The sequence below is a fragment of the Burkholderia sp. Bp9012 genome (genome assembly GCF_003853825.1).
Taxonomy (GTDB): Bacteria; Pseudomonadota; Gammaproteobacteria; order Burkholderiales; family Burkholderiaceae; genus Burkholderia; species Burkholderia diffusa.
In genome coordinates this window covers 19,143-44,385 of record NZ_QTQA01000008.1, presented here as the reverse complement: position 1 = coordinate 44,385, position 25,243 = coordinate 19,143, and the positions used below count along the sequence as shown (strand labels likewise).

The 25,243-nt window shown below is 68.1% G+C and carries 21 protein-coding genes; 14 read left to right on the top strand and 7 right to left on the bottom strand.

The window, feature by feature from the left end; all coding sequences use genetic code 11:
- Positions 1 to 16: 16 nt before the first annotated feature.
- From DIE11_RS12660 to DIE11_RS12650, 3 genes are all read right to left on the bottom strand, one after another.
- Complete coding sequence (locus DIE11_RS12660) at positions 17 to 1,378, bottom strand: sigma-54 dependent transcriptional regulator (protein ID WP_124624231.1); 1,362 nt, start codon at positions 1,376 to 1,378, stop codon at positions 17 to 19.
- A complete protein-coding gene (locus tag DIE11_RS12655) occupies positions 1,368 to 3,272 on the bottom strand; it encodes an ATP-binding protein (RefSeq protein WP_124624228.1) in 1,905 nt (634 codons plus the stop codon). The genes DIE11_RS12660 and DIE11_RS12655 overlap by 11 nt, the downstream gene beginning before the upstream one ends.
- A 143-nt stretch (positions 3,273 to 3,415) precedes the next feature.
- Positions 3,416 to 4,780 carry a 2-hydroxycarboxylate transporter family protein gene (locus DIE11_RS12650; RefSeq protein WP_124624225.1) on the bottom strand — a complete coding sequence of 455 codons (1,365 nt, stop codon included), beginning with the start codon at positions 4,778 to 4,780 and terminating at the stop codon, positions 3,416 to 3,418.
- Positions 4,781 to 5,202: 422 nt separating this feature from the next.
- Here DIE11_RS12650 and DIE11_RS12645 point away from each other — a divergent pair, with 422 nt between their 5' ends.
- From DIE11_RS12645 to DIE11_RS12620, 6 genes are read left to right on the top strand one after another with little or no spacing between them, the layout of a single operon-like run.
- Complete coding sequence (locus tag DIE11_RS12645; protein WP_124624222.1) at positions 5,203 to 6,042, top strand: MetQ/NlpA family ABC transporter substrate-binding protein; 840 nt, start codon at positions 5,203 to 5,205, stop codon at positions 6,040 to 6,042.
- A 10-nt stretch (positions 6,043 to 6,052) separates the two neighbouring features.
- Positions 6,053 to 7,465: an LLM class flavin-dependent oxidoreductase gene (locus DIE11_RS12640; RefSeq protein ID WP_059599096.1), complete on the top strand. Its 1,413-nt coding sequence runs from the start codon at positions 6,053 to 6,055 to the stop codon at positions 7,463 to 7,465.
- Between the two features lie 18 nt (positions 7,466 to 7,483).
- Positions 7,484 to 8,671 carry a methionine ABC transporter ATP-binding protein gene (locus DIE11_RS12635; RefSeq protein WP_124624219.1) on the top strand — a complete coding sequence of 396 codons (1,188 nt, stop codon included), beginning with the start codon at positions 7,484 to 7,486 and terminating at the stop codon, positions 8,669 to 8,671.
- The gene (locus tag DIE11_RS12630; RefSeq protein ID WP_047902352.1) at positions 8,664 to 9,320 is read left to right on the top strand and encodes a methionine ABC transporter permease; all 657 of its coding nucleotides are present in this window, start codon (positions 8,664 to 8,666) and stop codon (positions 9,318 to 9,320) included. The genes DIE11_RS12635 and DIE11_RS12630 overlap by 8 nt, the downstream gene beginning before the upstream one ends.
- A gap of 54 nt (positions 9,321 to 9,374) precedes the next feature.
- Entirely contained in the window at positions 9,375 to 10,232 is an 858-nt protein-coding gene (locus DIE11_RS12625) for a hypothetical protein (protein ID WP_124624216.1), read from the top strand.
- Positions 10,229 to 11,440, top strand: a complete 1,212-nt coding sequence (locus DIE11_RS12620) for an acyl-CoA dehydrogenase family protein (protein ID WP_124624213.1) — start codon at positions 10,229 to 10,231, stop codon at positions 11,438 to 11,440. Before DIE11_RS12625 ends, DIE11_RS12620 begins: the two co-directional genes overlap by 4 nt.
- A gap of 87 nt (positions 11,441 to 11,527) precedes the next feature.
- Here the strand turns inward: DIE11_RS12620 and DIE11_RS12615 are convergent, their stop codons facing one another.
- Together DIE11_RS12615 and DIE11_RS12610 are read right to left on the bottom strand one after the other, a co-directional pair.
- Positions 11,528 to 13,255 carry a YadA family autotransporter adhesin gene (locus tag DIE11_RS12615; protein ID WP_124624210.1) on the bottom strand — a complete coding sequence of 576 codons (1,728 nt, stop codon included), beginning with the start codon at positions 13,253 to 13,255 and terminating at the stop codon, positions 11,528 to 11,530.
- A gap of 542 nt (positions 13,256 to 13,797) precedes the next feature.
- On the bottom strand, positions 13,798 to 14,646 hold the full coding sequence (locus tag DIE11_RS12610; protein ID WP_124624207.1) for a helix-turn-helix domain-containing protein: 849 nt from the start codon (positions 14,644 to 14,646) through the stop codon (positions 13,798 to 13,800).
- A gap of 268 nt (positions 14,647 to 14,914) precedes the next feature.
- Here DIE11_RS12610 and DIE11_RS12605 point away from each other — a divergent pair, with 268 nt between their 5' ends.
- Together DIE11_RS12605 and DIE11_RS12600 are read left to right on the top strand one after the other, a co-directional pair.
- On the top strand, positions 14,915 to 15,877 hold the full coding sequence (locus DIE11_RS12605) for a DUF2167 domain-containing protein (protein WP_124624204.1): 963 nt from the start codon (positions 14,915 to 14,917) through the stop codon (positions 15,875 to 15,877).
- Positions 15,874 to 16,599 (top strand): site-2 protease family protein, encoded by a 726-nt coding sequence (locus DIE11_RS12600; protein WP_059508586.1) that lies wholly within the window; start codon positions 15,874 to 15,876, stop codon positions 16,597 to 16,599. Before DIE11_RS12605 ends, DIE11_RS12600 begins: the two co-directional genes overlap by 4 nt.
- A 65-nt stretch (positions 16,600 to 16,664) precedes the next feature.
- On the opposite strand, the gene DIE11_RS12595 is transcribed toward DIE11_RS12600, so the two are convergent.
- The gene (locus DIE11_RS12595; protein WP_124624201.1) at positions 16,665 to 18,062 is read right to left on the bottom strand and encodes an MFS transporter; all 1,398 of its coding nucleotides are present in this window, start codon (positions 18,060 to 18,062) and stop codon (positions 16,665 to 16,667) included.
- Between the two features lie 245 nt (positions 18,063 to 18,307).
- On the opposite strand from DIE11_RS12595, the gene DIE11_RS12590 reads away from it, so the two are divergent.
- The gene (locus DIE11_RS12590; RefSeq protein WP_124624198.1) at positions 18,308 to 19,885 is read left to right on the top strand and encodes an aldehyde dehydrogenase (NADP(+)); all 1,578 of its coding nucleotides are present in this window, start codon (positions 18,308 to 18,310) and stop codon (positions 19,883 to 19,885) included.
- 192 nt (positions 19,886 to 20,077) lie between these two features.
- Complete coding sequence (locus DIE11_RS12585) at positions 20,078 to 20,629, top strand: hypothetical protein (RefSeq protein WP_124624195.1); 552 nt, start codon at positions 20,078 to 20,080, stop codon at positions 20,627 to 20,629.
- Between the two features lie 138 nt (positions 20,630 to 20,767).
- Here DIE11_RS12585 and kdgD read toward each other — a convergent pair whose 3' ends face one another.
- Positions 20,768 to 21,682, bottom strand: a complete 915-nt coding sequence (gene kdgD, locus DIE11_RS12580) for a 5-dehydro-4-deoxyglucarate dehydratase (RefSeq protein WP_059680382.1) — start codon at positions 21,680 to 21,682, stop codon at positions 20,768 to 20,770.
- Between the two features lie 229 nt (positions 21,683 to 21,911).
- Between kdgD and garD the strand changes: the two genes are divergently transcribed.
- The 4 genes from garD (at position 21,912) to DIE11_RS12560 (ending at position 25,236) form a co-directional block, all read left to right on the top strand.
- Positions 21,912 to 23,465, top strand: coding sequence for a galactarate dehydratase (gene garD / locus DIE11_RS12575; protein ID WP_059599109.1), 1,554 nt, complete (start codon positions 21,912 to 21,914; stop codon positions 23,463 to 23,465).
- Positions 23,466 to 23,646: 181 nt separating this feature from the next.
- On the top strand, positions 23,647 to 24,039 hold the full coding sequence (locus tag DIE11_RS12570) for a nuclear transport factor 2 family protein (RefSeq protein WP_124624192.1): 393 nt from the start codon (positions 23,647 to 23,649) through the stop codon (positions 24,037 to 24,039).
- Positions 24,040 to 24,117: 78 nt separating this feature from the next.
- On the top strand, positions 24,118 to 24,573 hold the full coding sequence (locus DIE11_RS12565; protein ID WP_124624189.1) for an RbsD/FucU family protein: 456 nt from the start codon (positions 24,118 to 24,120) through the stop codon (positions 24,571 to 24,573).
- Positions 24,574 to 24,798: 225 nt separating this feature from the next.
- Positions 24,799 to 25,236 (top strand): DoxX family protein, encoded by a 438-nt coding sequence (locus DIE11_RS12560; protein WP_124497162.1) that lies wholly within the window; start codon positions 24,799 to 24,801, stop codon positions 25,234 to 25,236.
- The last annotated feature ends 7 nt before the right edge of the window (positions 25,237 to 25,243 follow it).

Sequence of the window (25,243 nt, the reverse complement as noted above, 5' to 3'; positions counted from 1 at the left end):
CGTATCCTCGTTCGCGTCACTCGCCGCCGTCGGCAGCCGCGTCGCCGCGCGCGGGAATCCGCAGGTTGCGCAGCTTGTGATAAAGCGTCTTCTTCGGCATGCCGAGCGCGACGCTTGCGTCCGCCACGTTGCCGTGGTGACGCTGCAGCGCGTCCTCGATCAGCATCCGCTCGAAATACGCCATCTGCTCGGCAAGCGTGCCGCCTGCCGCCGGTTCGCCGCCGGACGACAGCAGGCTGTCGCCGGTCAGCCCGAGCACGAAGCGGTCGGCCACGTTCTGCAGTTCTCGCACGTTGCCGGGCCACGCGTGCGTCATCAGTTCGGACACCTGCGCAGCGGTGACGACCGGCGCCGGCTGCCCGAAGCGCCGCGCGGCCGCGAGCACGAAATGCTCGAACAGCAGCGGCACGTCCTCGCGCCGCTCGCGCAGCGGCGGCAGCTCGATCTGTGCGACGTTGAGCCGATACAGCAAGTCCGCGCGGAAGCGCCCGTCGGCCGCGAGTTCGGCGAGATCGGCCTTCGACGCGGCGACGACGCGGCAATCGACCGGAATCAGTTCGTTCGCGCCGAGCCGCTCGACCACGCGCTCCTGCAGCACGCGCAGCATCTTGATCTGCAGCTGGATCGGCATCGTCTCGATCTCGTCGAGGAACAGCGTGCCGCCGTGCGCCCATTCGATCTTGCCGATGCGCTTCTTGATCGCGCCGGTGAACGCGCCGGCCTCGTGGCCGAACAACTCGCTCTCGAACACCTGCTCGGGCAGGCCGCCGCAATTCAGCGCAACGAAATGCGCATCGCGCCGGCCGCCGAAGTCGTGCAGGCTGCGCGCGATCAGCTCCTTGCCGGTGCCTGTCTCGCCGGTGATCAGCACCGACACCGACGTATCGGCGAGGCGCAGGATCTTCTTGCGCACGTCGGCCATCGCGGGCGACTTGCCGAGCACGAACGCCTCGATGCCCTGCCAGTTGTTGAGCGCCGCGCGCAGCCCCTGCACCTCGAGCGTGAGCCTGCGCTTCTCGACCGCGCGCGCGACGCGGCCGGCGATCACGTCCGACGAGAACGGCTTCTCGATGAAGTCGTATGCGCCGTCGTGCATCGCGCCGACGGCCGTCGAAATGTCGGCGTGGCCGCTGATCAGCACGACCGGAATCTGCGTATCGACGGCCATCACGCGTTCGAGCAGCTGCAGCCCGTCGATGCCCGGCATCCGCACGTCCGACACGATCACGACGGGTGCGCCGGGCGCGACGTGCGCGAGTGCGTCGGCCGCCGACGCGAATGCGTCGACCGGGAACCCGGCGAGCGCGACGGCCTGCTCGACGCCGATCCGGACGTTTTCATCGTCCTCGACGACCAGCACGCGAATCTCATCTTCCATGCTCTGTCCTTTGTTGCGGCGTGACCGCCGCGAATTCGATGGTGAACTGCGCGCCGCCGGCGTCGCGGTTCGTCGCGGCGATCTTCGCGCCGAACGCCTCGACGATGCGCGACGTGATCGCGAGGCCGAGGCCGAGGCCCTGGCCGCGCGGCTTGGTGGTGACGAACGGCTCGAACAGGTGCGGCAGCACCTCGGGCGCGATGCCGGCGCCGCTGTCGGCGACCGTGAAGCGCACGCGGCCGCCTTCGTCCGCATCGTCCGCATCGTCGGCTTTGGCGGCTTCGATCACGATGCGCCGCACGGGCGCGTCATGCACCGCGTCAAGCGCGTTGCCGAGCAGGTTCACGATCACCTGCTGCAACTGGCTCGACTCCGCGGACACCGTCGTGCCAGGCGCGATGTTCACCTCGAGCTGCACGCCTTCGTCGCGGATCCGCGCATCGTAGATGAGCCGCGCGTGCGCGACGGCTTCGTTCAGCGACACGGCGACACGCTCGACGTCGGGCTTGCGCGCGAAGGTCTTCAGCTCGCCGGTGAGCACGGCCATGCTGTCGACCAGCTTGCCAACCCGTTCGAGATTGGCGTACGCCGGTGCCGGCTGGCCGCGCTCGAAGAACGTGCGCGCGTTGTCGCACAGCGTGCGGATCGCGACGAGCGGCTGGTTCAGCTCGTGCGTGAGGCCGGCGGCCATCTGCCCGAGCACCGCGAGCTTGCCGGCGTGCACGACTTCCTGCTGCGAATCGCGCAGCCGCTGCTCGGTGCGTTCGCGTTCCACGATCTCGCGCTGCATCCGCTCGTTCGCGGCCGTCAGCGCGGCCGTGCGCTGCGCGACGGTCAGTTCGAGCTGGTCGTTCGCGCGGCGCAGCGCGTCCTGCGCGTTCAACCGCGCGACGATCGCCCGGCGGCGCTGGATCGCGTAGCCGACCAGCAGCGCGGCGATCAGGAACGCGCCGGTGACGAACACGAACGCGGTCTGCTGCTGGCGCCGCGCGCCGGCGATGTCGAGCAGCACCATCAGCGAATCGCCGGCCTGCGGCGCGGGCCGCGACATCACGAGATAGCGTGTGCTGCGGCCGGTGTGACGCGGATCGGGGAACGTGCCGAACCAGGCGGCGGCGCTGCGGTCGCCGATGTGGCGGTACGGCAGCACGTCGACCGTGCGCCCCGCGTATTGCCGCGACGCCTGGATGTCGCGCTGCTGCTGCGCGGTGATCGGACGCAGCGCGGTGAACTTCCACGCCGGCTCGGTCGAGATCACGACCACGCCGTTGCCGTCGACCACCATCGCGGCGACGCCCGGCGCGCGCCACGCGGACTCGAGCGGGTCGACGCTGATCTTCACGGCCGTCGCGCCGATCGGCACGCCGTCGTCGCGCACCGCGCTCGCGAAGTAGACGCCGGGCACGCCGGTGTTGGTGCCGATTCCGAAGAAGCGGCCGCTGCCGTGTGCCAGGGCATCCTTGAAGTACGGCCGGTACGACACGTTGGTACCGACGAAGCTGATCGTCTCGTTCCAGTTGCTGGCGGCGATCACTTCGCCCTGCAAGTCGATCACGTCGACGGCACCGCTGCCCGCGTCGCGGTTCACGGCTTCGAGATACGTGTTCACGGTGTGCGTGAGCGCGGGCCGGTCTCGCGGCGCGGCCCGCAGCAGCGCGCGCACGCCGTCCTGACGGGCGACCAGGCCGGGCAGGATCTCGAAGCGGCCGAGTTCGCTCTTCAGGCTCGATGCATACAGGTCGAGCCGATGCGCGCCGGTTTCCTCGAGCGCGTCGATCGCGCGTTCCCACGCGAAATCGACGGCCGCGCCCGCCACGCCGACATACAACACGGCGGCCGACGCCCAGCCCCACCACGGGATTCCCTTGAAGCTCTTCTGCACGTTCGCCCTCATCGAAGCCCGCAACCGGTCGTCCGCAACCGGCCGTCCGCGACCGGCCGCCCGGAGCGACGCCCCGAACGACGCGCGCCGCGCACCGGCAAGGCCGGCGGCGGCGCGTGCGAAGCAGCCTGCGCGACGGTGCGCGCAGCGGCGCGTCATCCGAAGTGCGCGACCAGGATCAGCGTCACCGTGACGACGATCGCGCCGCCGATGCGCGTCGCGATCTGCGCGAACGGCATCAACTGCATCCGGTTCGCGGCGGTCAGGATCGCGACGTCGCCGGTGCCGCCTTGCCCGCTGTGGCAGGCGTTCACGATTGCGGTGTCGATAGGGTACATCTTCAGCAGGCGGCCGACCACGAAACCCGTGCCCATCAGCGTCGCGACGGTCGACACGATCGTGACGACGTTGACGATCGTGAAGGCGGCGGTCAGCTTGTCCCACGGCGTCATCGCGACGCCGATCGCGAACAGCAGCGGATACGTGACGGCGGTCGAGAAGAACTTGTAGACGACGAACGCGCCTTCCTGCAGCGGCGGCGACACCGCGCGCGCGAGCTTCACCAGCACCGCGAGGAACAGCATCGCGACCGGCGCGGGCAGGCCGAACAGCTTGTGCGCCATCAGGCCGACGAGGTACAGCGTGATCGCCGTGATGCCGGCGCCCGCGATGTGCGTGACGTCGACGTGGCCGCGGATTTCCTCGTTCTCGGGCGTCATGTCGCCCGATTCGCCGACCTGCAGGCGGCCGTTGCCGGTCAGGTGCGGCAGGCGCTTGCCGAGCATGTCGAGCGCGCCCGACAGGATGATCGCGGTCAGGCTGCCGAGCATCACCGGCGGCAGCACCATCGCGAACATCTCGCCCTGCGGCAGGTGCATCAGTTCCGAATAGCCGATCGACAGCGGAATCGCGCCTTCGCCGACGCCGCCGGCCATGATCGGCACGACGATGTACAGGAGCGTGTGGCGCGCGCCGAGGCCGAGCGCGGTGCCGACCGCCGTGCCGACGATCGCGGCCGCGACCGAACCGGCGGCGAGCGGAATGAAGATCTTCACGAAGCCCTGGATCAGCACGCGCCGGTCCATGCTCAGGATGCTGCCGACGATGATCGACGCGATGAACAGGTACAGGAAGTTCGTCGACTTCGTGAACTCGACGGTGAGGTTCAGCACCGGCTTCGGCAGCACGTGGTAGTAGGTGAGCGCCGACGGCACGAAGGTCGCGAAGATCGCGGCCGCGCCGATGTTGCGCAAGAGCGGCAGGCGCTTGCCGAGTTCCGCGCAGGTGAAGCCGAAGAATGCGAGCACGGCGATCGCCATCGAGATCTCGCCGGGCACCTTGCCCGTCACCGCGAAGCCGACGATCAGCCCGAACAGGATCACGTAGACCGGCAGCGGGATGATGCCGATACGGATTTCCATCAGCTTCCACCAGCCTTCCGGCCAGAAGCGCTCGCGCGTGGCGGGACCGGCTGCGGCAATCGGCTCGGGTTGGGACGGGGTATGGATAGAGGTCTGCAAGACGTGTCTCCTGATGTTTGGAATGCCTGCATCGCTTCGCGGCATCGTGTGCCGTCTATTACGCAACCCCCGTGCCAGGATTCCGGTCTGCCGGAATATTTTCAATGCATTGATTCATAAGGGATTTGTTTCGTCTGCGGAAAGGGTTTGCCAGGCGGGATGGCCGAGATTTCGGAATCGGCGCGGCGGGCAGGCCGAAATTTCGGCCTGGCGGCGGCCCGGGCAGCCGGCCATGTCCGCCGCCCGCCATATCGCCGCACGCGATTTTCTTCGCACAATCGCTTCGTAGACCGCCCTCCCGCCGCTCTCTATCATCGGCTGATCTTTTTCCGATGCGACGACGACTGTCCGGAGAACGCCCGCGCGTTCGCCGCGGCGCCGCTCATCCGTCGATACCGTCTTTGGACAGGAGAGTGGTTTCCATGCTGCATCCCGTTTTTTCCGCCCGCTTTTCCGCCGGCCGTGTGGCCAGCCTGGTCCGCCTGCTGGCGGCCGCGCTGCTCGGTGTCGCGCTGCTGAACGGCGCGCGCGCCGACTCCGCGCCGCTGAAGGTCGGCATCTCGACGAGCCCGCAGATCGAGGCGCTGAAGATTGCCGCCAAGGAGGCGAAGGAGCAGGGCCTGGACGTGAAGATCGTCGAATTCACCGACTGGAATACGCCGAACGCGGCACTCGCGAACAAGGACATCGACGTCAACTACTTCCAGCACATCCCGTTTCTCGAGAACGCGAAGAAGCAGGGCGGCTACAACTTCATCTCGATCGCGCCCGGCACGATCATGAAGATCGGCCTCTATTCGAAGAAGGTGAAGCGCTTCGACGAGCTGAAGGACGGCGCGCGCGTCGCGATCGCGAACGATCCGGTGAACGGCGGGCGCGGGCTGTTGCTGCTGCAGCGCGCGGGCCTCATCACGCTGAAGCCGGGCGCCGACTACCGCGCGACGACGCACGACATCGTGTCCAACCCGAAGCACCTGAAGATCATCCCGCTGGAAGCGTCGCAGCTCGCGCGCTCGCTCGACGACGTCGACCTCGCGCAGGGCTACCCGAGCTTCATCAAGCTCGCCGGCACGACCGACCCGAACAGCGCGCTGTTGTTCGACGGCACCGAGAACAAGAACTTCGCGATCCAGTGGGTCGTGCGGCCGGAGAGCGCGAACGACGCGCGCATCCGCAAGTTCATCGCGATCTACCAGCACTCGCCGGCGGTGCGCCGGGCGCTCGACAACGCATTCGGCTCGCTGTACGCGATCGCATGGTGACGGAGGCGACATGACGACGGCGAACCGCAAAAAGATCCTGCTCAACGCGTTCAACATGAACTGCGTCGGGCACATCAACCACGGGCTGTGGACGCATCCGCGCGACCGCTCCGCGCACTACACCGATCTCGATTACTGGGCCGATCTCGCGAGGACGCTCGAACGCGGCAAGTTCGACGGGATCTTTCTCGCGGACATCGTCGGCGTATACGACGTGTTCGGCGGCGGCCCGGACGCCGCGCTGCGCGAATCCGTGCAGGTGCCCGTCAACGATCCGCTGCTGCTCGTGCCCGCGATGGCGCAGGTCACGCAACATCTCGGCTTCGGCGTGACCGCGAACCTGACCTATGAGCCGCCTTACCTGTTCGCGCGCCGCATGTCGACGCTCGACCACCTGACGAAGGGGCGCATCGGCTGGAACATCGTGACCGGCTACCTCGACAGCGCCGCGCGCGGGATGGGCCTCGCGCAGCAGATCGGCCACGACGACCGCTACGAACGCGCGGACGATTACATGGAGGTCGTCTACAAGCTGTGGGAACAGAGCTGGGACGACGACGCGGTGATCCGCGATGCGCACGCGCGCGTGTTCGCGCAGCCGGGAAAGGTGCGGCGCGTGAAGCACGACGGGCCGTTCTATTCGGTTGACGCGATTCACCTGAGCGAGCCGTCGCTGCAGCGCACGCCGGTGCTGTACCAGGCCGGCTCGTCCGCGCGCGGCGTCGAGTTCGCGGGGCGACATGCGGAATGCGTGTTCGTGAACGGGCAGAGCAAGGCCGCCGCGCGCGCGGCCGCGCTCGACATTCGCGCGGCTGCCGCACGGCAGGGCCGCGACCCGGCGTCGATCAGGATTTTCGCCGGCGTGAGCGTCGTCACGGCCGAGACCGAACTTCTCGCGCGCGAGAAGTTCGACGAATACCGGCGCTACGCGAGCCCGGAAGCCGGCCTTGCGCATTTCGCGAGCTCGACCGGCATCGACTTCGCGAAGTACGGCCTCGACGAGCCGATCTCGTACGTGAAGACCGACTCGATCCAGTCGGCCGTCGACGCGATCTCGCGCAAGAGCACGACCGGCACGTGGACCGTGCGCCGGATGCTCGAACAGATGTCGCTCGGCGGTCGCTATGCGCCGATCGTCGGTTCGCCATCGCAGGTCGCGGATGAACTGCAGTCGTGGATCGACGAGACGGGCATCGACGGTTTCAATTTGACGCGCACCGTGATGCCCGAGTCGTTCGAGGATTTCGTCGACTGGGTCGTGCCGGAACTGCAGAACCGCGGCATCTACAAGGAAGACTACGATCCCGCCCCGACGCTGCGCGAGAAGCTGTTCGGCGCGGGTGCGCGCCTGCCGGCGTGGCACACCGGCGCGCAGCATCGGCCGGCCGCCGTGCCCGAACCCGCGCATCCCGCGCATGCCTGAACGTGACGGAGCGAAGCGATGACGCAATTGTTCGATACGCTGGGTTTCATCGAGGCTTCGGCCGTGCGGGCCGGCGCTGGCGCGCACGCACATGGGGCGCTTGACGAAGCGGCCGGACGTGCTGACGGAGTCGCCGTGTCGCTCGCGCACGTCGGCAAGATGTTCGCGACGCCGCGCGGCCAGGCCGCCGCGCTGCGCGACGTGACGCTCGACGTGCGGCGCGGCGAGGTGTTCGGGATCATCGGCCGCAGCGGTGCAGGCAAGTCGACGTTGCTGCGGCTCATGAACGGCCTCGAACGGCCGAGTTCGGGCCGCGTGTGCGTGCAGGGCGTCGATGTCGGCGCGCTCGACGAGGATGGGCTCGTCGCGCTGCGGCGTCGCACCGGCATGGTGTTCCAGCATTTCAACCTGCTGTCCGCGAAGACGGTGTTCGAGAACGTCGCGCTGCCGCTGAAGATCGCCGGCGTGCCGAAGGCCGAGCGCGTGCGCAAGGTCGAGGCGCTGCTCGAACTCGTCGGGCTGACCGCGAAGCGCGACGCATATCCTGCCAGCCTGTCGGGCGGGCAGAAGCAGCGCGTTGGCATTGCCCGTTCGCTCGTGCACGATCCCGAGGTGCTGCTGTGCGACGAGGCGACGTCGGCGCTCGATCCGGAGACGACGCAGTCGATCCTCGCGCTGCTTGCCGACATCAACCGCCGCCTCGGGCTGACGATCGTGCTGATCACGCACGAGATGGAAGTGATCCGCGCGGTGTGCGACACGGTCGCGGTGATCGAACAGGGGGAGGTCGTCGAAACGGGCCCCGTGTGGCGCGTGTTCGGCGATCCGCGCCACGGCGCGACCCGTGCGCTGCTCAGCACGATCGTGCACGACCTGCCGGCCGAACTGGCCGCGCGCGTGCGGCCGTTGCCCGAGCAGGCCGCATTGCCGGACGGCGCGCAGGTGGTGCTCGACGTCCGCTATACGGGCGAGAGCGGCGGCGAGCCGGACGTCGGCGCGCTCGCGGCGGCGCTCGGCGGCTCGGTGCGTTTCCTGCACGGCGGGATCGACCGGATCCAGGGGCATGCGCAGGGGCGGCTCGTGATCGCGGCCACACCGCGCGCGGATGACGCCGGCCAGTCGTCGGCTCGCGGCGGCGCGGTCGCGGCACTGCTCGAACGCGCGCGCCGCCACGCGAACCACGCGGAGGTGCTCGGCTATGTTTGAACTCTGGTGGCCCGAACTGCTCGACGCGATCCGCGACACGCTGTCGATGGTCGCCGCGTCGGCCGCGATCGCCGCGCTGATCGGCATCCCGCTCGCGGTGATCCTGGTGACGACCGCGCCCGGCGGCATCTACGCGCGGCGCGGCGTGAACGCGGTGCTCGGCGCGCTCGTCAACGTGTTCCGCTCGACGCCGTTCATCATCCTGCTCGTCGCGCTGCTGCCGTTCACGCGCGTGCTGATCGGCACGACCATCGGCGTGTGGGCGGCCGTCGTGCCGCTGTCGATCGCCGCGATTCCGTTCTTCGCGCGGATTGCCGAGGTGAGCCTGCGCGAAGTCGATCGCGGGCTGATCGAGGCCGCGCTCGCGATGGGCGCGAAACGCCGTCACATCGTGTGGCACGTGCTGCTGCCGGAGGCGCTGCCCGGCATGCTCGGCGGCTTCACGATCACCGTCGTCGCGCTGATCGGCTCGACCGCGATGGCGGGCGCCGTCGGCGCGGGCGGGCTCGGCGATCTCGCGATCCGCTATGGCTATCAGCGCTTCGACACCACCGTCATGGTGACCGTGATCGTGATCCTGATCGCACTCGTTTCGGCCGTGCAAATCACGGGCGACCGCCTGGTCCGACGCGTGACCCGGCGTACCTGAGCGGCGCCACGAGCGCCGGCTCTTTTCATTGAAGACCCTGAGAGAACGATACCCATGACCTTACCCACCGGCGCGCCGCGCGAATGGAACGGACAATTCGAGGAAGCGCTGTTTCTGGACGTCGCGCGACGTCATCGTTCCGCCTTCCCGGACAAGCTGGCGACACCGCCGCGCGAGCCGCGCGATGAAGACGAACTGGCCGCCGTCGCCGACTACTACACGAAGATGGCGTCGCACGACCTGTTCATCGTTCAGGTCGTCGCGAAGGCGATCGACACGCTGTTCCGCGACGACCCGCACTTCCAGCTGATCCTGTCGCGTCAGCTCGGCGACGACGGCGCGCACGCCGTGATTGGTCGCGAACGCGTGACCCAACTGACCGGCCGCGATCCGCTGCCGGAAGTCGAGCGGCTCGTCGCTGCGCACTGGGAACGCATCGGCGATATCGCGGTGCGCGATGTCGCGGGCTTTCTCGCGTTCGAATGGCATTACGAACTGCACATCCTCGCGAAGCTGTGGATCCAGCGCAAGACAGGCCGCATCGCCGACGGCGCGATGCGCGAGCATGGCGAGAGCCGGATTCGCCCGGACGAGGAGTGGCATCGCGTGCAGATCGTCCAGTGGTGGTTCGACAGGTTGAAGACGCTGCCGGCCGCCGAGCGCGAGGTGCTGATCGATCGCGTGATCGCGGCCGACGAGGAAACGCAGGCACGGCTCGACGGTTATCTGCACGACGAATACGCGCATACCGCGCACGTGTTCGGTGCCGATATCGCCGAATACCGCGCGATCTACGACGACTGGCGGCGCGAGATCCTGTCGCGGCTGACCGGCCGTGAGCTTGGCGCGCTGGTGCCGCTGTCGAACGACGCCGTTGCGCACGCATCGCTTGCACAGGAAGCCGTCGCATGAACGATCCTGGCAACCTGGCGAAGCTGGCGCCGGACGCCGACGCACGCGCGATCAACGCCGATGCGCTGGCGCGTGCGATCGACGCGCTGCGTGCGACGGCCGTCGCGCGCGACCGCGCTGGCGGTCATGCGGTCGACGAGAAGCAGCGGCTCGCCGACGCAGGCCTGCTGACGCTCGCGGTCCCGCGCGAATTCGGCGGACAGGAAGCCGAGTGGCCCGCGATCTACGACGCGATTCGGCAGGTCGCGCGCGTCGACAGCGCGCTCGCGCATCTGGTCGGGTTCCAGATCCTGCAGGTGGTGAGCGTCGACGTGTGGGGCAGTGCGGCGCAGCGCGAACGCTTTCTGCGCGGCACGGTCGAGCATCGCTGGTGGTGGGGCAATGCGGTGAACCCGCTCGACACGCGGCTGGTGGCGACCGCGACGCCGGACGGCGGCTACCGGCTCGACGGCGTGAAGGGATTCTGCTCGGGCACGCGCGGCTCGCAGCGGATGACCGTCTCCGCGCACGATCCGGAAACGGGCCGCGCCGTATTCGGCGTCGTGTCGACCGATCGCGACGGAATCACGGTCAACGAGGACTGGGATCCGGTCGGTCAGCGCCAGACCGACAGCGGCAGCGTGCGCTTCGACGGCGTGACGCTCGCGCCGGACGACGTGCTGCACCGGTCCGAGACGCCGCCGACGCCGCGCGCGACGCTGCGCACGCTGGTGTCGCAGCTCGTATTGACGAACCTGTTCGTCGGGCTTGCGGAGGGCGCGCTGGCCGAGGCGCGCGCATACGTGCTGGCGCACGGCCGGCCGTGGATCAACTCGGGCGTCGCGCAGGCGGGCGACGATCCCTATACGCTGCAGCGCTTCGGCAACATGCGCGTGCAGGCGGTTGCGGCGGCGTCGCTGGCCGATCGCGCGGCTGTCGCGTTGCAGCGCGCATGGACGCGGCGCGACGCGCTGACGGCCGACGAACGTGCCGAAGTGGCGCTCGCGGTGTCGGAAGCGAAGATCGTCGCGCAGCGCGCGGCGCTCGACAATGGCGAGGCGCTGTTCGATGCGTGCGGCGCGCGCGCGACGGCCGCGTCGCTCGGCCTCGACCGCTTCTGGCGCAACGCGCGCACGCATACGCTGCACGATCCGCTCGACTACCGGCTGCGCGACGTCGGCCGGTTCGCGTTGACGGGGGAATTGCCGCAGGCGTCGCTGTATACGTGACGACGGTCAGCCATCTGCGCCGTGGCGCCGATGGCTGACCGCCCGGCGTCAGGAACAGCGTCCTGACGCGTCGCGGCCGCAGCCCGATTACCAGCGGTAGCCGACGCCCGCGCCGGCGCCGAACGAGCCGTGACCCGATACCGCCGTCGTGACCGAGCCTTTGACGAGCCATTTCGTCGTCGCAACGGACAAGCCGACCGCCATGGCGCTTTGACCGCCGTACGTGCCGCCGCCGAGCGCGACGACCTTCTCGCCAGGCAGCACGGCTTGCGGCAGGTTCGCCATCGCGATCGCGCTCGCCGTGCCCGCGTTCGCGTCCTTGCGGTACTTCGACATTTCCTCGCGCACCGAGTTGATCGCCCCGTTCAATTGGCGCACGTTCACGCCATCCGTCGGCGCGGTGCCGTCCGCCACGTTGGTCAACTGACGCTCGGCACCGGGCGAACCGATCGACACCGTGTTGTCCCGATCGGCAACCGAATTCGCGCCCAGCGCCACCGCGTTGTTCGCCGTGGCCCGGCTGTTCGTGCCGATGGCGGTCGAGTCCGTGCCGGACACATTCGAGCCCGTGCCGATTGCCGTTCCGTTTGCCGCCGTGACCTTCGAATTCGTACCAATGGCCGTTCCGTTCGTTGCGGTGACCGTGGAATTGACGCCGACAGCAGTACCGTTGTCGCCCGAGACGTTCGAGCCGTTGCCGACCGCGGTGCCGTTCGCCGCGGTGACCGACGTATTCGGGCCGATCGCGGTGTCCGTCGGGTCCGTCACCGAGCCGCTCGGGACGCTGGACGAGATCTTGCCGACGGTCGTCGTGAGATTGGCCAGGTCCGTCGTCAGCGTCGACACCTGATTGGCGATCGAGAAGAGCTGCGAGCCGTTCACCGCATCCGTGCTGGTCGCGCTGATTGCCCCGGCCGCGACGTTGACGATCTGACGCTCGGCGCCCGCGCTGCCGACGCTGACCACGCCCACCGGCGTGCCCGCGAAGTCGCTGTAGGTCACGCCGTTGAGCGCCACGCTGTTGACGGTCGTATAGGCGCGCGTGGTCGCATTCGAACCCAGTGCGACGGAATTCGCGTCGGCGGCGTTCGCCCCTTCGCCGATGGCGACCGCGTTCACGGCGGAGGCCGTCGCACGGGCAATGGCGACGCTGCCCGTCGCGGATGCCGAGCTGTCGACACCGAGCGCGACCGCATCGGCCGCGCCGGCATTTGCCTGGAAGCCGAGGGCCGTACCGCCCGCTGCAATGCTGCCCTTGCCGACGGCGGTCGAGAACGTCGTGGTGGCGCTCGCGCTTTGGCCGACCGCTGTCGACTGGTCGACGGCGAATGCGCCCTGACCGAAGGCGGACGCCGTCGCGCCGTTCGCGATCGCGCCGTTACCGACCGCCGTGGCCTGGGTGCCAACCGCGCCCGAAGCCGTCCCGATCGCCGTCGCCTGGTCCCCGGTTGCCACGGCGTTTCCGCCGACGGCCGTCGCGAACGTCCCGGTCGCGGCCGCCATGCGGCCGATCGCGACGGTCTCGCTATAGGCGCCGGTCGACGAGCCCGAATTCGCGACGGCCGCCGTGCCGATCGCGATGTTGTCGCAGCCGGTTGCCGCGGCCGGATACGTGCTGCTGCCCGAAATGGCTATGTTGCCGACGCAGCCCGCCGACGTTTCGGTCGACGTGCCGTTCTGCACATAGTCGGCTCGCGCGGGCGCGGAAACGGCGAATGCGGCCATGGCTGCGCTGACCGTGACGGCAAGCGCGACCTTCGACTTGCGCGGTGCGCGTTGTACGGAATTTCCCAACCCTCGTTGATGCTTGTTCATTTGTTTTCCTGAGCTCGATGTAAAAATCGTGTTGCGGTTTGCATGGCTCCGCTCGCGATATCCCGGTCGCATCGATTCGTTCGTGTCTCTTTCGTGACAGGCATCGATTTTTCGATCTGTAAAAATGAAAGGTCTACTAACAAAATTGAAAATTCGTCGGTCTCGACGCGACGGGAGCCGGGCACGGATTGCGGTTACTTGCTTGCTTTCGTCACGGCTACGTCAAAAACTTCGCGAATCCGAAGCTCGGGTCGCGACGACGCATTTTGATGGGTTTGAGTGGCGCACATGTTTGCCGCAGCCGCTGAACGCTATGTTTCGGCGGACATTCGTTCGGGGGTGTGCATGAGTAAACGGCAAGGGATTCCCCGCGCCGAGCAGCCGGTTGCCCGATGATCACGGGCGGGCCGGTGACGAGGAGAGGGCGACGCTGCCCGAACGCATTTGCTCACGCGACCGGCGGCATCGACCTTCGCTTGCAGGCCGTCCACTCGACGCAGGTATCCGTGCGTCGAAACCGCCTGGTCTGTGTTGTCGTGGCGTTACTGCGCCGGCAGCGCGTCCGCCAGCGCCCGCATCGCATCCACCGTCTCCGGATTCGCCGGGAAAAACGCCTCGATCGCGAGTTCCGACAGTGTCACGTCGACCGGCGTGCCGAACACCGTCGTCGTGCTGAAGAACGTCAGCTCGCCGCTCGCCGAGCGCAGCCGAAGCGGCACGGCGATATCCGCGAAATCGGTGCGCGCGTGCAAATCGTCGGGCTGGCCGGCCGGAGCCGGATAGGCGGCGAGCTCGTCGCGCAGCGCGTGCAGCGTGCGGTCGCCGCTCGCGTCGATTTGCCGTTGCAGCCGGTGCAGGATATGCGCGCGCCATTCGTGCCAGTTGACGATCTGCGGCGCAAGGCCGTCAGGATGCAGACTCAGGCGCAGCACGTTGACGGGCGGCTGCAGGAGCGCCGGATCGGCCTGCGCGACCAGCGCGCCGAGCATCCGGTTCGCGGCGAGCAGCGTCCAGTGGCGATCCACCGCGAGTGCCGGGTAAGGCTCGTGGCCGCGCAGCACGGCTTCGACCGCGTGGCGCGCCGCATCGAGCTGCGGATCGGAGAAGGGCCGCTCGCGAAACAGCGGCGCATAGCCGGCCGCGACGAGCAGCGCATTGCGCTCGCGCAGCGGCACGTCGAGGCGCTCGGCGAGATGCAGCACCATCTCCCGGCTCGGCTGTGCCCGCCCCGATTCGACGAAGCTCAGGTGCCGCGCGGACACCTCGGCCTCCAGCGCGAGGGCCATCTGGCTAAGGCGCCGGCGTTGACGCCAGGTGCGCAGCAGCGAGCCGATGCCGGACGCGCGGCCGGCTGACGGGGGGAGCGATTGAAGGGCAGCGGTCGAGTTCATGACGAGGATGATAGGCAATCCCGCGCGCCCCGGACATTACCTGCGACGTAAGCATTCCGGATCGATGTGTATCGGGTGTGCATCGCCGACTCCGCTCGCGGCCGCCCGCGGCGTCCTTCCGCCCCCGCATTTCGTGCCCGGCGCGGCCCCGACGCTGCGATACCATAGCCCCCGTGCCACCTGAGAGGCGGTGCCGGACCCGCGACCACAACGCCCCGGGCCGGATGCCGCGCACATTCACAACAAGGCATTCCAGGGGAATCCAACAATGAAAAAACTCGCCGTCCGCGTCGCCTGCGTGGCGATGCTCGTGCTCGCCGCAACCAGCGGCCATGCGCAGACCGAAGCCGCGCAGGTCGAAATGAGGGCCGCCGCCGCGGCCGCCAACAAAGCCGTCGTGAACGGGCCGGCCGATATCGACGTCAAGCACGAAGCCGTGCTGAAGCTGAAGGAAGGCGAATCGTTCGTGCCGGCCGCCGAAGCCGGCCGCTACCTGCGCTCGATGGGCAACTCGATCGACGAATCGAAGCTGGTCGGCCTCGTGCTGCCCGAGGACCCGGACGCCGACTGGATCTCGGTCGTGTCCTTCGAGCCGAGCGGCTACATCCGCGACGACGACGCGAAGGACTGGAAACCCGACGAATTGCTGAAGAGCCTGCAGGCCGGTACCGAGGAAAACAACCCGGCGCGCAAGGAGCGCGGGCTGCCCGAGACCGAGGTGGTCGGCTGGGCGCAGGCGCCCGCGTACGACGCCGCCACGCACCGGCTCGTGTGGTCCGCGATCATCCGCGACAAGGGCGCGGCCGCGAACGCGGAGAGCGACGGCGTGAACTACCGGACGCTCGTGCTCGGCCGCGACGGCTACCTGTCGCTGACGATGGCGTCGACGCTCGCCGATCTGCCGAAGTACAAGGCCTCGGCCGACGGCCTGCTCGCGAACATCCGCTTCAACGACGGCAAGCGCTATGCCGATTTCAACAAGTCGACCGACCACGTCGCCGAGTACGGGCTCGCGGCGCTGATCGTCGGCGTCGGCGCGAAGAAGCTCGGGCTGCTCGCGCTGATCGGCGCGTTCGCCGTGAAGTTCTTCAAGATCGGCGCGGTCGCGCTGCTGGCGGGCGGCGCGGCGCTGAAGCGCTTCTTCGGGCGCAAGCCGAAGCCGGCCGCCGTGCCGGTCGTCGCCGATGCAACCGACGCAGCCGCCGTGTCCGGCACGGAGCGCAAGGAATGACGAAGCTGCTGCTGCTGATCTTCGGCGGCCTGAAGCTCGGCAAGGTGCTCATGTCGGCGGGCACCATGCTGGCGTCGATCGCCGTCTACGCGCTGTTCTACGGGTGGCGCTTCGCGGCCGGTTTCGTCGCGCTGCTGCTGGTCCACGAAGCCGGTCACTACGTGGCCGCGCAGCGGCGCGGGCTCGACGTCGGGCTGCCGACGTTCATTCCGTTCGTCGGCGCGTGGATCCAGCTGAAGGAGATGCCGCACGACGCCGAAACCGAAGCGTACGTCGGGCTGGCCGGGCCGTTCGTCGGCACGCTCGGCGCGCTGGCCTGCTACGCGGCCGCGCGGCACTACGACAGCAATCTGCTGCTCGCGCTCGCCTATACGGGCTTCTTCCTGAACCTGTTCAACATGATTCCGCTGTCGCCGTTCGACGGCGGGCGCATCACGGCGGTGCTGTCGCCGCGCATCTGGTTCGCGGGCGTGCCCGTGCTGATCGCGCTGTTCGCGTATCGGCCGAGCCCGCTCCTGATCGTGATGGCGATCCTCGCGCTGCCGCAGTTGAAACGTGCCTGGCGCTACGATCCCGACGCGCCGGAGAACCGCGCGTACTACACGACGTCGGTGGAGACGAAGACGACCTACGCGCTTTTCTACGTCGGCCTGCTCGCGTTTCTCGCGCTGATGACGTCCGGCGTGCATGACATGCTGCGCGTCGCCCATTCTGCAGCCTGAGCGATGTAAGAACGGCGGCCGCTCATGCGCGGCCGCCGTCGTTTTCCCGCCATTCCCGCCGAAGGTCACGCGTCGCGATGACGCAGCTCGACGCGCTTGATGTCCTTCACGATCACGAGATAGCTGAGCACCGTGACGAGCGCGTTCAGCCCGACGAACACGAGCGCGCCGTTGAACGAGCCGCTCGCGCCGACCAGGTAGCCGATCGCGATCGGCGCGACGATGCCGGCCGTGTTGCCGAACATGTTGAACAGGCTGCCCGACAGGCCGATTGCTTCCTTCGGCGCGGTGTCCGCGACGACGGCCCAGCCGAGCGAACCGATTCCCTTGCCGAAGAATGACACGGCCATCAGCACGATCACCAGCGCTTCGCTGTCGACGTAATTGCAGCCGATGATGACCATCGACAGCAGCATTCCGCCGACGATCGGGATCTTGCGCGCGAGCGTCAGCGACACGCCGCGGCGGATCAGCATGTCCGACAGCATCCCGCCGAGCACGCCGCCGAGGAACCCGCAGATCGCCGGCAGCGACGTCATGAAGCCGGCCTTCAGCAGCGACATTCCGCGCGCCTGTACGAGGTAGATGGGGAACCACGTCAGGAAGAAATACGTGAGCACGTTCACGCAGTACTGGCCGAGATAGACGCCGAGCAGCATCCGGTTCGACAGCAGCTGGCGCACGTAGTACCAGCCCGCGACGCGGCGGCCTCCGGATGCCGATCCCGCGCCGGCGCCGCGCGCCCCGGTCGATCGGTCCGTGGTGCGCACGAGGCCGCCGCCTTGCTCGATGTGCTCGAGTTCCGCGCGGTTCACCGCCGGATGGTCGACCGGATCCTTCATCACGCGCAGCCACAGGAACGCGAGCGCGATGCCGGCGAGGCCGAGCCACAGGTACACGTGGTGCCAGCCGTACGCATGCGTGAGCCATGCCATCAGCGGCGAGAACACCACCGCCGCGAAATACTGCGCGGCATTGAAGATCGCCGACGCCGTGCCGCGCTCGGCGGTCGGGAACCAGCTCGCGACGACCTTCGCGTTCGCGGGAAACGCGGGCGCCTCGGCGATGCCGACCGCGAAGCGCATCACGAACAGCGCGGTCACCGCGAACGCGGCGCTGCCGCCGAGGCCGATCGTGCTTTGCAGCAGCGTGAACGCCGACCACAGGAAGATGCTGGTCGCATACACGCGGCGCGCGCCGAAGCGGTCGAGCAGCCAGCCGCTCGGCAATTGCGCGAGCACGTACGCCCAGCTGAACGCCGAGAAGATGTAGCCCATCGTCACCGGATCGATGCCGAAAGCCTTGCGGATCGGCGTGCCGGTGATCGACAGCGTCGCGCGGTCCGCATAGTTGAGCGTCGTGACGACGAACAGCATCGCCAGGATCCAGTAGCGCACGGCGGTGCGGCGCGCGGTGCGCGCAAGGTCGATCGGAAGATCGCGAGGAGCGGTTTGATTGGGCACTTTAATGTACGTCGTCGTATAACATGGGTGGAAGTTTATGAGGGTTGGTCGCGCTCAGAAACCTCGGGTTTTCCCTTGAGGCGCCATGCAAATTGGTCAAAATGTGGGCAAAAGCTGAATCAATAAGGGATTCATGCATGGTGTGGCAAGATCGACGGGCGGCACGATTTATGAAATGCTGTCAGCAGACATCGTATCTGTTGAGCTACAATGAACCATCATTCCCGAAACACGGAGCACACCCCATGCAACTGACTGGAGAGATGCTGATCGGCGCCGAAGCGGTAGCCGGCTCGGCCGGTACCTTGCACGCGTTCGACCCGACGAAGGGCGCACCGATCGATGCGCCGGCCTTCGGCGTCGCGACGCAGGCCGACGTCGAGCGCGCGTGCGAACTCGCACGCGACGCCTTCGATGCGTACCGCGCGCAGCCGCTCGCGGCCCGCGCGGCGTTTCTCGAAGCGATCGCCGACCAGATCGTCGCGCTCGGCGACGCGCTGATCGAGCGCGCACACGCCGAAACGGGGCTGCCCGCCGCGCGGCTGCAGGGCGAGCGCGGCCGCACCGTCGGCCAGCTCCGGCTGTTCGCGCGCGTCGTGCGCGACGGGCGCTTCCTCGCCGCGTCGATCGATCCCGCGCAGCCCGCACGCACGCCGCTGCCGCGTTCGGACCTGCGGCTGCAGAAGGTCGGCCTCGGGCCCGTCGCGGTGTTCGGCGCGAGCAACTTCCCGCTTGCGTTCTCGGTGGCCGGCGGCGATACCGCGTCGGCCCTCGCGGCCGGCTGCCCGGTGATCGTGAAGGCCCATGAGGCGCACCTCGGCACGTCCGAGCTGGTCGGCCGCGCAATTCGCGCCGCGGTGGCGCAATGCGGGATGCCGGCCGGCGTGTTCTCGTTGCTGATCGGCCCCGGCCGTGTGATCGGCGCGGCGCTCGTCAGCCATCCGGCGGTGCAGGCCGTCGGCTTCACCGGGTCGCGGCAGGGCGGCATGGCGCTCGTGCAGCTCGCGAACGCGCGCCCGCAGCCGATTCCTGTTTATGCGGAAATGAGCAGCATCAACCCGGTCGTGCTGTTCCCGGCCGCGCTGGCCGCGCGCGGCGACGCGATCGCGACCGGCTTCGTCGATTCGCTGACGCTCGGCACCGGCCAGTTCTGCACGAACCCGGGCCTCGTGCTGGCGGTCGACGGTCCCGACCTCGACCGCTTCGAGTCCGTCGCCGCGCAGGCGCTCGCGAAGAAGCCTGCCGGTGTGATGCTGACGCGCGGCATCGCCGACGCGTATCGCAATGGCAGCGCCAAGCTGGCCGAACTGCCGGGCGTGCGCGAAATCGGCGCGGGCGAGGCGGCGCAGACCGAATGCCAGGCAGGCGGCGCGCTGTACGAAGTCGCCGCGCAGGCGTTCCTGGCCGAGCCGGCGTTCAGCCACGAAGTGTTCGGGCCGGCATCGCTGATCGTGCGCTGCCGTGATCTCGACGAAGTCGCACGCGTGCTCGACGCACTCGAGGGCCAGCTGACGGCCACGCTTCAGATGGACGCCGACGACAAGCCGCTCGCTCGCCGCCTGCTGCCGATCCTCGAGCGCAAGGCCGGGCGCCTGCTCGTCAACGGCTATCCGACCGGCGTCGAAGTGTGCGACGCGATGGTGCACGGCGGGCCGTTCCCGGCGACGTCGAACCCGGCCGTCACGTCGGTCGGCGCGACCGCGATCGAGCGTTTCCTGCGGCCCGTGTGCTATCAGGATTTCCCGGACGACCTGCTGCCGGAGGGGTTGCAGGAAAGCAATCCGCTCGGCATTCCGCGGCTGCGAGACGGGAAGGCGGAGTGACGGTGCGGCGGCGCGGCGCGAAGCCGGGCCGCATGCTGAAGGAATGAAAGCGGGGGCGGCCGGCTGGCTGCCTCCGCTTTTTTCATGATGGCTTCCGCGTCACCGGAATTTCTCCTACAGTAGCGGGGCCTCGGGCCGCACGGCCCGCAGGCGGGCCTGAGAGATCACAACATTCCAAGCGGGAACCATCCGATGAACATCAGCAAGCGCGGCGACCACCTGTTCGCCGCCGGATTGTGGAAGGCGATCGGCGACGTTGCGCATTCGGTGCGCAGCCGGATCGGCCAGTACAGCGAAGGGCGCGTGCTCGCGAATGCGTTGCTGGAATTCCAGCGCGACCTGGGCGGCAGCGAATTCGACGTGACCATCAACCAGGGGCGGCCCGTTACCGGCTCCGACGCGCATTCGCTCATGTTCGGCCTCGCCGTGCGCCGTTTCCGACAGGACATGGAAGCGCTGGTGTTCGCGCTCGAGCATCGCCGCGGCATCGACGAACACGACCAGGGCCTGCGCACCGAAGCGCTGATGCAGGCCAACAGCGCGCTTCTGACCGCGAAGCAGTCGGCAACGATCACGGTCGGCCGGTTCTTCGATGCGGTCGTCGATCGCGACGTGCTGGGGCAGATTCTCGGTGACGAGTCGAACGCACGCGTGCGTGCGGGCGCGCAAGGGCAGATCGAGGCGACCCGGATCAAGCTCGGCAACGTGCGTCACCGGATCATCGGCGTCATCGCGCAGATGTGACCGCGCGCATCGCGACGACGGGATGCGTGGCATGGCCGCCGCTGCAAACGACCGCGGCCGGCAGGTGCCGGCCGCGATGCAACACGGGCAACAAACCGGTCGCGGTGCCATTGAAGACGCCGCGCCGGCCGTACGCGCTTACTGCGGGCCCATCTTCTTGATCAGCACGTCCAGTTCGGCCATTTCGGCGTCGGTGAGGTCGACGAGCGGCGCGCGCACCGGGCCAGCGTCATGGCCGACGAGCTTCGCGCCCGCCTTCACGATGCTGACCGCGTAGCCCGCGCGACGGTTGCGGATATTCAGGTACGGCAGGAAGAATTCGTCGATCAGGCGGCCGACCGTTGCGTGGTCGTCCTTCGCGATCGCTTCATAGAACGCCATCGCCGTCTTGGGGATGAAGTTGAACACGGCCGACGAGTACACCGGCACGCCGAGCGCCTTGTACGCGGCTGCGTAGACTTCGGCCGTCGGCAGGCCGCCGAGATACGCGAAGCGGTCGCCGAGGCGGCGGCGGATCGTGACCATGCTCTCGATTTCGCCGACGCCGTCCTTGAAGCCGATCAGGTTCGGGCAGCGATCGGCGAGGCGCTCGAGCATGTCGGCGTTCAGCTTCGAATTCGCGCGGTTGTACACCACGACGCCGATCTTCAGCGCGCGGCACACCTGCTCGACGTGTTCGGCGATGCCTTCCTGGCTGGCTTCCGTCAGGTAGTGCGGCATCAGCAGCACGCCGCTCGCGCCGAGGCGCTCGGCTTCCTGCGCGTATTCGATCGCGACGCGCGTCGCGCCGCCGGCGCCGGCCAGGATCGGCACCTTGCCCTTGCAGGTTTCCGTCGCGACGCGGATCACGTCCGAATACTCGCGCTGCGTGAGCGAGAAGAATTCACCGGTGCCGCCGGCCGCGAACAGCGCGGTCGCGCCATACGGTGCCAGCCATTCCAGACGCTCGGCATAGGTGGTCGGGCGGAAGCTGCCGTCCGCGTCGAAGTCCGTCAGCGGAAACGACAGCAGGCCGTGGGAGATGATCTGTTTGAGTTCTTGCGGTGAAGTCATGGTTGGGTCGTCCGTCTAGCGCGAGTGCTGGGTTCGTCGGGTACGGCATCCGAGCCATATTGGCGATGTCGTTGTATGTCATCGTACAACGAGGCAAAAGGTGACGCAAGCGATTTGCTGGCGGGCGGGGGTTAGGGTCTTTCCGGATAAGGGTTTACTCAGCATCCCGGTTGGTGTTGAATGTCGTATGATGACTAACGATTTGACTGGTGGCCTTCCAGGAATTCCGATGACTGCTTCCCCGCTTTATATCCGCGTGCATCCCGACGACAACGTCGCGATCGTCGTCAACGACGGCGGCCTGCCCGAGGGCGCGACGTTCGCCGACGGCCTGACCCTGCGCGAAGGCGTGCCGCAAGGGCACAAGGTCGCGCTGGTCGACCTTGCGGCCGGCGACCCGATCGTCCGCTACAACGTCGTGATCGGCTACGCGCTCACCGAGCTGCGCCGCGGCAGCTGGGTCAACGAGCGCACGATGCGCATGCCCGAGCCGCCGGGGCTGGACAACCTGCCGCTCGCCACCCGTGCCGCGCCGCCGCTGGCGCCGCTCGAAGGCTATACGTTCGAGGGCTTCCGCAATCCGGACGGTTCGGTAGGCACGCGCAACATCCTTGCGATCACGACGACCGTGCAGTGCGTGTCGGGCGTCGTCGAGCATGCGGTGAAGCGGATCAAGGACGAACTGCTGCCGCGTTACCCGAATGTCGACGACGTGGTCGGGCTCGAGCACACGTATGGCTGCGGCGTCGCGATCGATGCGCCCGATGCCGACATCCCGATCCGCACGCTGCGCAACATCAGCCTGAACCCGAACTTCGGCGGCGAGGTGATGACGGTGAGCCTCGGCTGCGAGAAGCTGCAGCCCGAGCGCCTGCTGCCACCCGGCGCGATTCCGCTGGCGGCCGACGGCGCGACGGACAACGGCGGCGTGGTGTGCCTGCAGGATGCCGCGCACGTCGGCTTCAACTCGATGATCGACTCGATCATGAAGATGGCCGAATCGCACCTCGAGCGGCTGAACCGCCGCCGTCGCGAGACGTGCCCGGCGTCCGATCTCGTCGTCGGCGTGCAGTGCGGCGGCAGCGACGCGTTCTCGGGGCTCACCGCGAATCCGGCGGTCGGCTTCGCGGCCGACCTGCTCGTGCGCGCGGGCGCGACGATCATGTTCTCGGAAGTGACGGAAGTGCGCGACGGCGTCGCGCAGCTCACGTCGCGCGCGGCGAACGAGGACGTCGCCCGCGAAATCATCCGCGAGATGGACTGGTACGACCGCTACCTGCAGCGCGGCCGCGTCGATCGCAGCGCGAACACGACGCCCGGCAACAAGAAGGGTGGCCTGTCGAACATCGTCGAGAAGGCGATGGGTTCGATCGTGAAGTCGGGCAGCGCGCCGATCGCCGGCGTCGTGCGGCCCGGCGATCGGGCGCGGCAGAAGGGGCTGCTGTACGCGGCGACGCCCGCGAGCGATTTCATCTGCGGCACGCTGCAGCTCGCGGCGGGGATGAACCTGCACGTGTTCACGACCGGCCGCGGCACGCCATACGGCCTCGCGCAGGTGCCGGTGATCAAGGTCGCGACGCGCAGCGATCTCGCGCGCCGCTGGCACGACCTGATGGATCTCGACGCGGGGCAGATCGCGACCGGCGCGGCCTCGATCGAGGACGTGGGCTGGGAGCTGTTCCGGCTGATGCTCGATGTCGCGAGCGGCAAGCGCCGCACCTGGGCCGAGCAATGGAAGCTCGCGAATGCGCTGACGCTGTTCAACCCGGCGCCGGTGACCTGACACGCGCGGTTGCGATGGCAGACGATGCGGGCGCCTTCGAGCGCCCGTTCTTGATTGCGGCGGCGCGATTTCCTTACCTCGAACGTAATCGACCGCCCATGCGAGGCAGGTGACGATGACGGCACGCGAACACGAAACGTCCGCGGCGCTGTCCTTCCTTCATCCAGACCAGGAGCCTCGCATGAACACCGCCCAAACCGTCCAGTCCGCTCACGCCGACCTGATCGACCGCTATTTCGACGCCTGGAACGAGCCCGACGTCGCACGCCGGCGCGCGCTGATCGATGCGACCTACGCGAGCGACGCGGCCTATCGCGATCCGCTGATGGCCGGCGACGGCCACGCGGGCATCGACACGATGATCGCCGCGGTGCAGGCGCGCTTCCCCGCGTTCCGGTTCCGCCGCACGACCGACGTCGACGGCTTCGGCCAGCACCTGCGCTTCTCGTGGGCGCTCGTGTCGCCCGACGGCGCGGCGATCGTGAAGGGTTCGGATTTCGGCACCGTCGATGCGTCGGGCCGCCTGAAGTCGGTCACGGGTTTCATCGACGAAATGCCGGCCGCGGCATCGTGACGTGAGCGATGCACGCCCGGTGGTCGCCGGGATCGGGTAACTTATGCAATTCGTTCCCGATCCCGGAGATTTGCCCACATGCTGAAGAATCTCGATCCTCTGCTGCACGCCGACATCCTGCACACGCTGCGCGCGATGGGCCACGGAGATGAAGTGGCGATTTGCGATGCGAATTTTCCCGCGGAGTCCGTCGCCGAGCACACGGTGGTCGGCCGCGCGCTGCGCATCGACGGCGCCGACTCGGCGCGCGTCGCGCGCGCGGTGCTGTCCGTGCTGCCGCTCGACACGTTCGTCGATACGCCCGCGTGGCGGATGGAAGTGGTCGGCGACCCCGCCGCGGTGCCGCCCGTGCAGCGCGAAGTGCAGGCCGAAATCGATCGCGCGGAAGGGCGCGCCGTGCCGCTCGCGGGCGTCGATCGATTCGCGTTCTACGAGCGCGCGCAGCAGGCGTATGCGGTGATCGTCACCGGCGAACTGCGCGGCTACGGCTGCTTCCTGTTCAAGAAAGGCGTGCTGTTGAGCGACGCCGGTTAGGGCCTGTTCCCTTTATTCGCGGCGACGGCCGGGCGTCGTTCTTCATGGCGCCGTCATGCTTGCGTCGCCGCCGCAGCGTAAAGATTTGCTACAACCTTTTTCTTGGACACCGCGAAAAGACCCTCTATGCTGGCCCATTTGCCGCGGGCCCGACAGGGCCGCGCGGCGCCGAACCGCACGGGCACGCCCCGCGCGGACGGCCGAACTGCATACGAGGAGAGAGGCATGACGCGTTCCGTCGATTCCGGCGTCATTTTTTTCGCACGCCTGGCGCTGGCGGCGTTGTTCTTGTGGGGCGGCGTGATGAAGCTGCTCGGCTACAGCGATTTCATCGGTTATCTGCATGGGCTGAACGTGCCCTATCCGCAGGTGATGGGCCCGGTCGTCGTCACGATCGAGGCACTCGGCGGCCTGCTGCTGATCGTCGGCTACAAGGTGAAGCCGCTCGCGTTGCTGATGGCGTTCTATACGATCGCGACCGCGATGGTGGGACACAATTTCTGGGATGCGACGGACGCCGCGGTCCAGCACGACATGGTGATCCACTTCTGGAAGAACGTTGCGATCGCCGGCGGGTTCCTGCTGCTGTTCGTGACCGGTGCGGGCGGCGCGAGCATCGACGCGCTGCGCCGGCCGAGTTCGTCGTACGGCGCGCTGCGCTGAGTCGAAC

Bases quoted from the DNA above. Each gene is read 5' to 3' on its own strand.
- DIE11_RS12585 (WP_124624195.1), top strand. From the start codon at position 20,078: ATGAACATCAGCAAGCGCGGCGACCACCTGTTCGCCGCCGGATTGTGG.
- DIE11_RS12570 (WP_124624192.1), top strand. From the start codon at position 23,647: ATGAACACCGCCCAAACCGTCCAGTCCGCTCACGCCGACCTGATCGAC.
- DIE11_RS12660 (WP_124624231.1), bottom strand. From the start codon at position 1,378: ATGGAAGATGAGATTCGCGTGCTGGTCGTCGAGGACGATGAAAACGTC.
- DIE11_RS12605 (WP_124624204.1), top strand. From the start codon at position 14,915: ATGAAAAAACTCGCCGTCCGCGTCGCCTGCGTGGCGATGCTCGTGCTC.
- DIE11_RS12635 (WP_124624219.1), top strand. From the start codon at position 7,484: ATGACGCAATTGTTCGATACGCTGGGTTTCATCGAGGCTTCGGCCGTG.
- DIE11_RS12620 (WP_124624213.1), top strand. From the start codon at position 10,229: ATGAACGATCCTGGCAACCTGGCGAAGCTGGCGCCGGACGCCGACGCA.
- DIE11_RS12610 (WP_124624207.1), bottom strand. From the start codon at position 14,646: ATGAACTCGACCGCTGCCCTTCAATCGCTCCCCCCGTCAGCCGGCCGC.
- DIE11_RS12630 (WP_047902352.1), top strand. From the start codon at position 8,664: ATGTTTGAACTCTGGTGGCCCGAACTGCTCGACGCGATCCGCGACACG.
- DIE11_RS12645 (WP_124624222.1), top strand. From the start codon at position 5,203: ATGCTGCATCCCGTTTTTTCCGCCCGCTTTTCCGCCGGCCGTGTGGCC.
- DIE11_RS12600 (WP_059508586.1), top strand. From the start codon at position 15,874: ATGACGAAGCTGCTGCTGCTGATCTTCGGCGGCCTGAAGCTCGGCAAG.
- DIE11_RS12565 (WP_124624189.1), top strand. From the start codon at position 24,118: ATGCTGAAGAATCTCGATCCTCTGCTGCACGCCGACATCCTGCACACG.
- DIE11_RS12615 (WP_124624210.1), bottom strand. From the start codon at position 13,255: ATGAACAAGCATCAACGAGGGTTGGGAAATTCCGTACAACGCGCACCG.
- garD (WP_059599109.1), top strand. From the start codon at position 21,912: ATGACTGCTTCCCCGCTTTATATCCGCGTGCATCCCGACGACAACGTC.
- kdgD (WP_059680382.1), bottom strand. From the start codon at position 21,682: ATGACTTCACCGCAAGAACTCAAACAGATCATCTCCCACGGCCTGCTG.
- DIE11_RS12560 (WP_124497162.1), top strand. From the start codon at position 24,799: ATGACGCGTTCCGTCGATTCCGGCGTCATTTTTTTCGCACGCCTGGCG.
- DIE11_RS12590 (WP_124624198.1), top strand. From the start codon at position 18,308: ATGCAACTGACTGGAGAGATGCTGATCGGCGCCGAAGCGGTAGCCGGC.
- DIE11_RS12655 (WP_124624228.1), bottom strand. From the start codon at position 3,272: ATGAGGGCGAACGTGCAGAAGAGCTTCAAGGGAATCCCGTGGTGGGGC.
- DIE11_RS12640 (WP_059599096.1), top strand. From the start codon at position 6,053: ATGACGACGGCGAACCGCAAAAAGATCCTGCTCAACGCGTTCAACATG.
- DIE11_RS12625 (WP_124624216.1), top strand. From the start codon at position 9,375: ATGACCTTACCCACCGGCGCGCCGCGCGAATGGAACGGACAATTCGAG.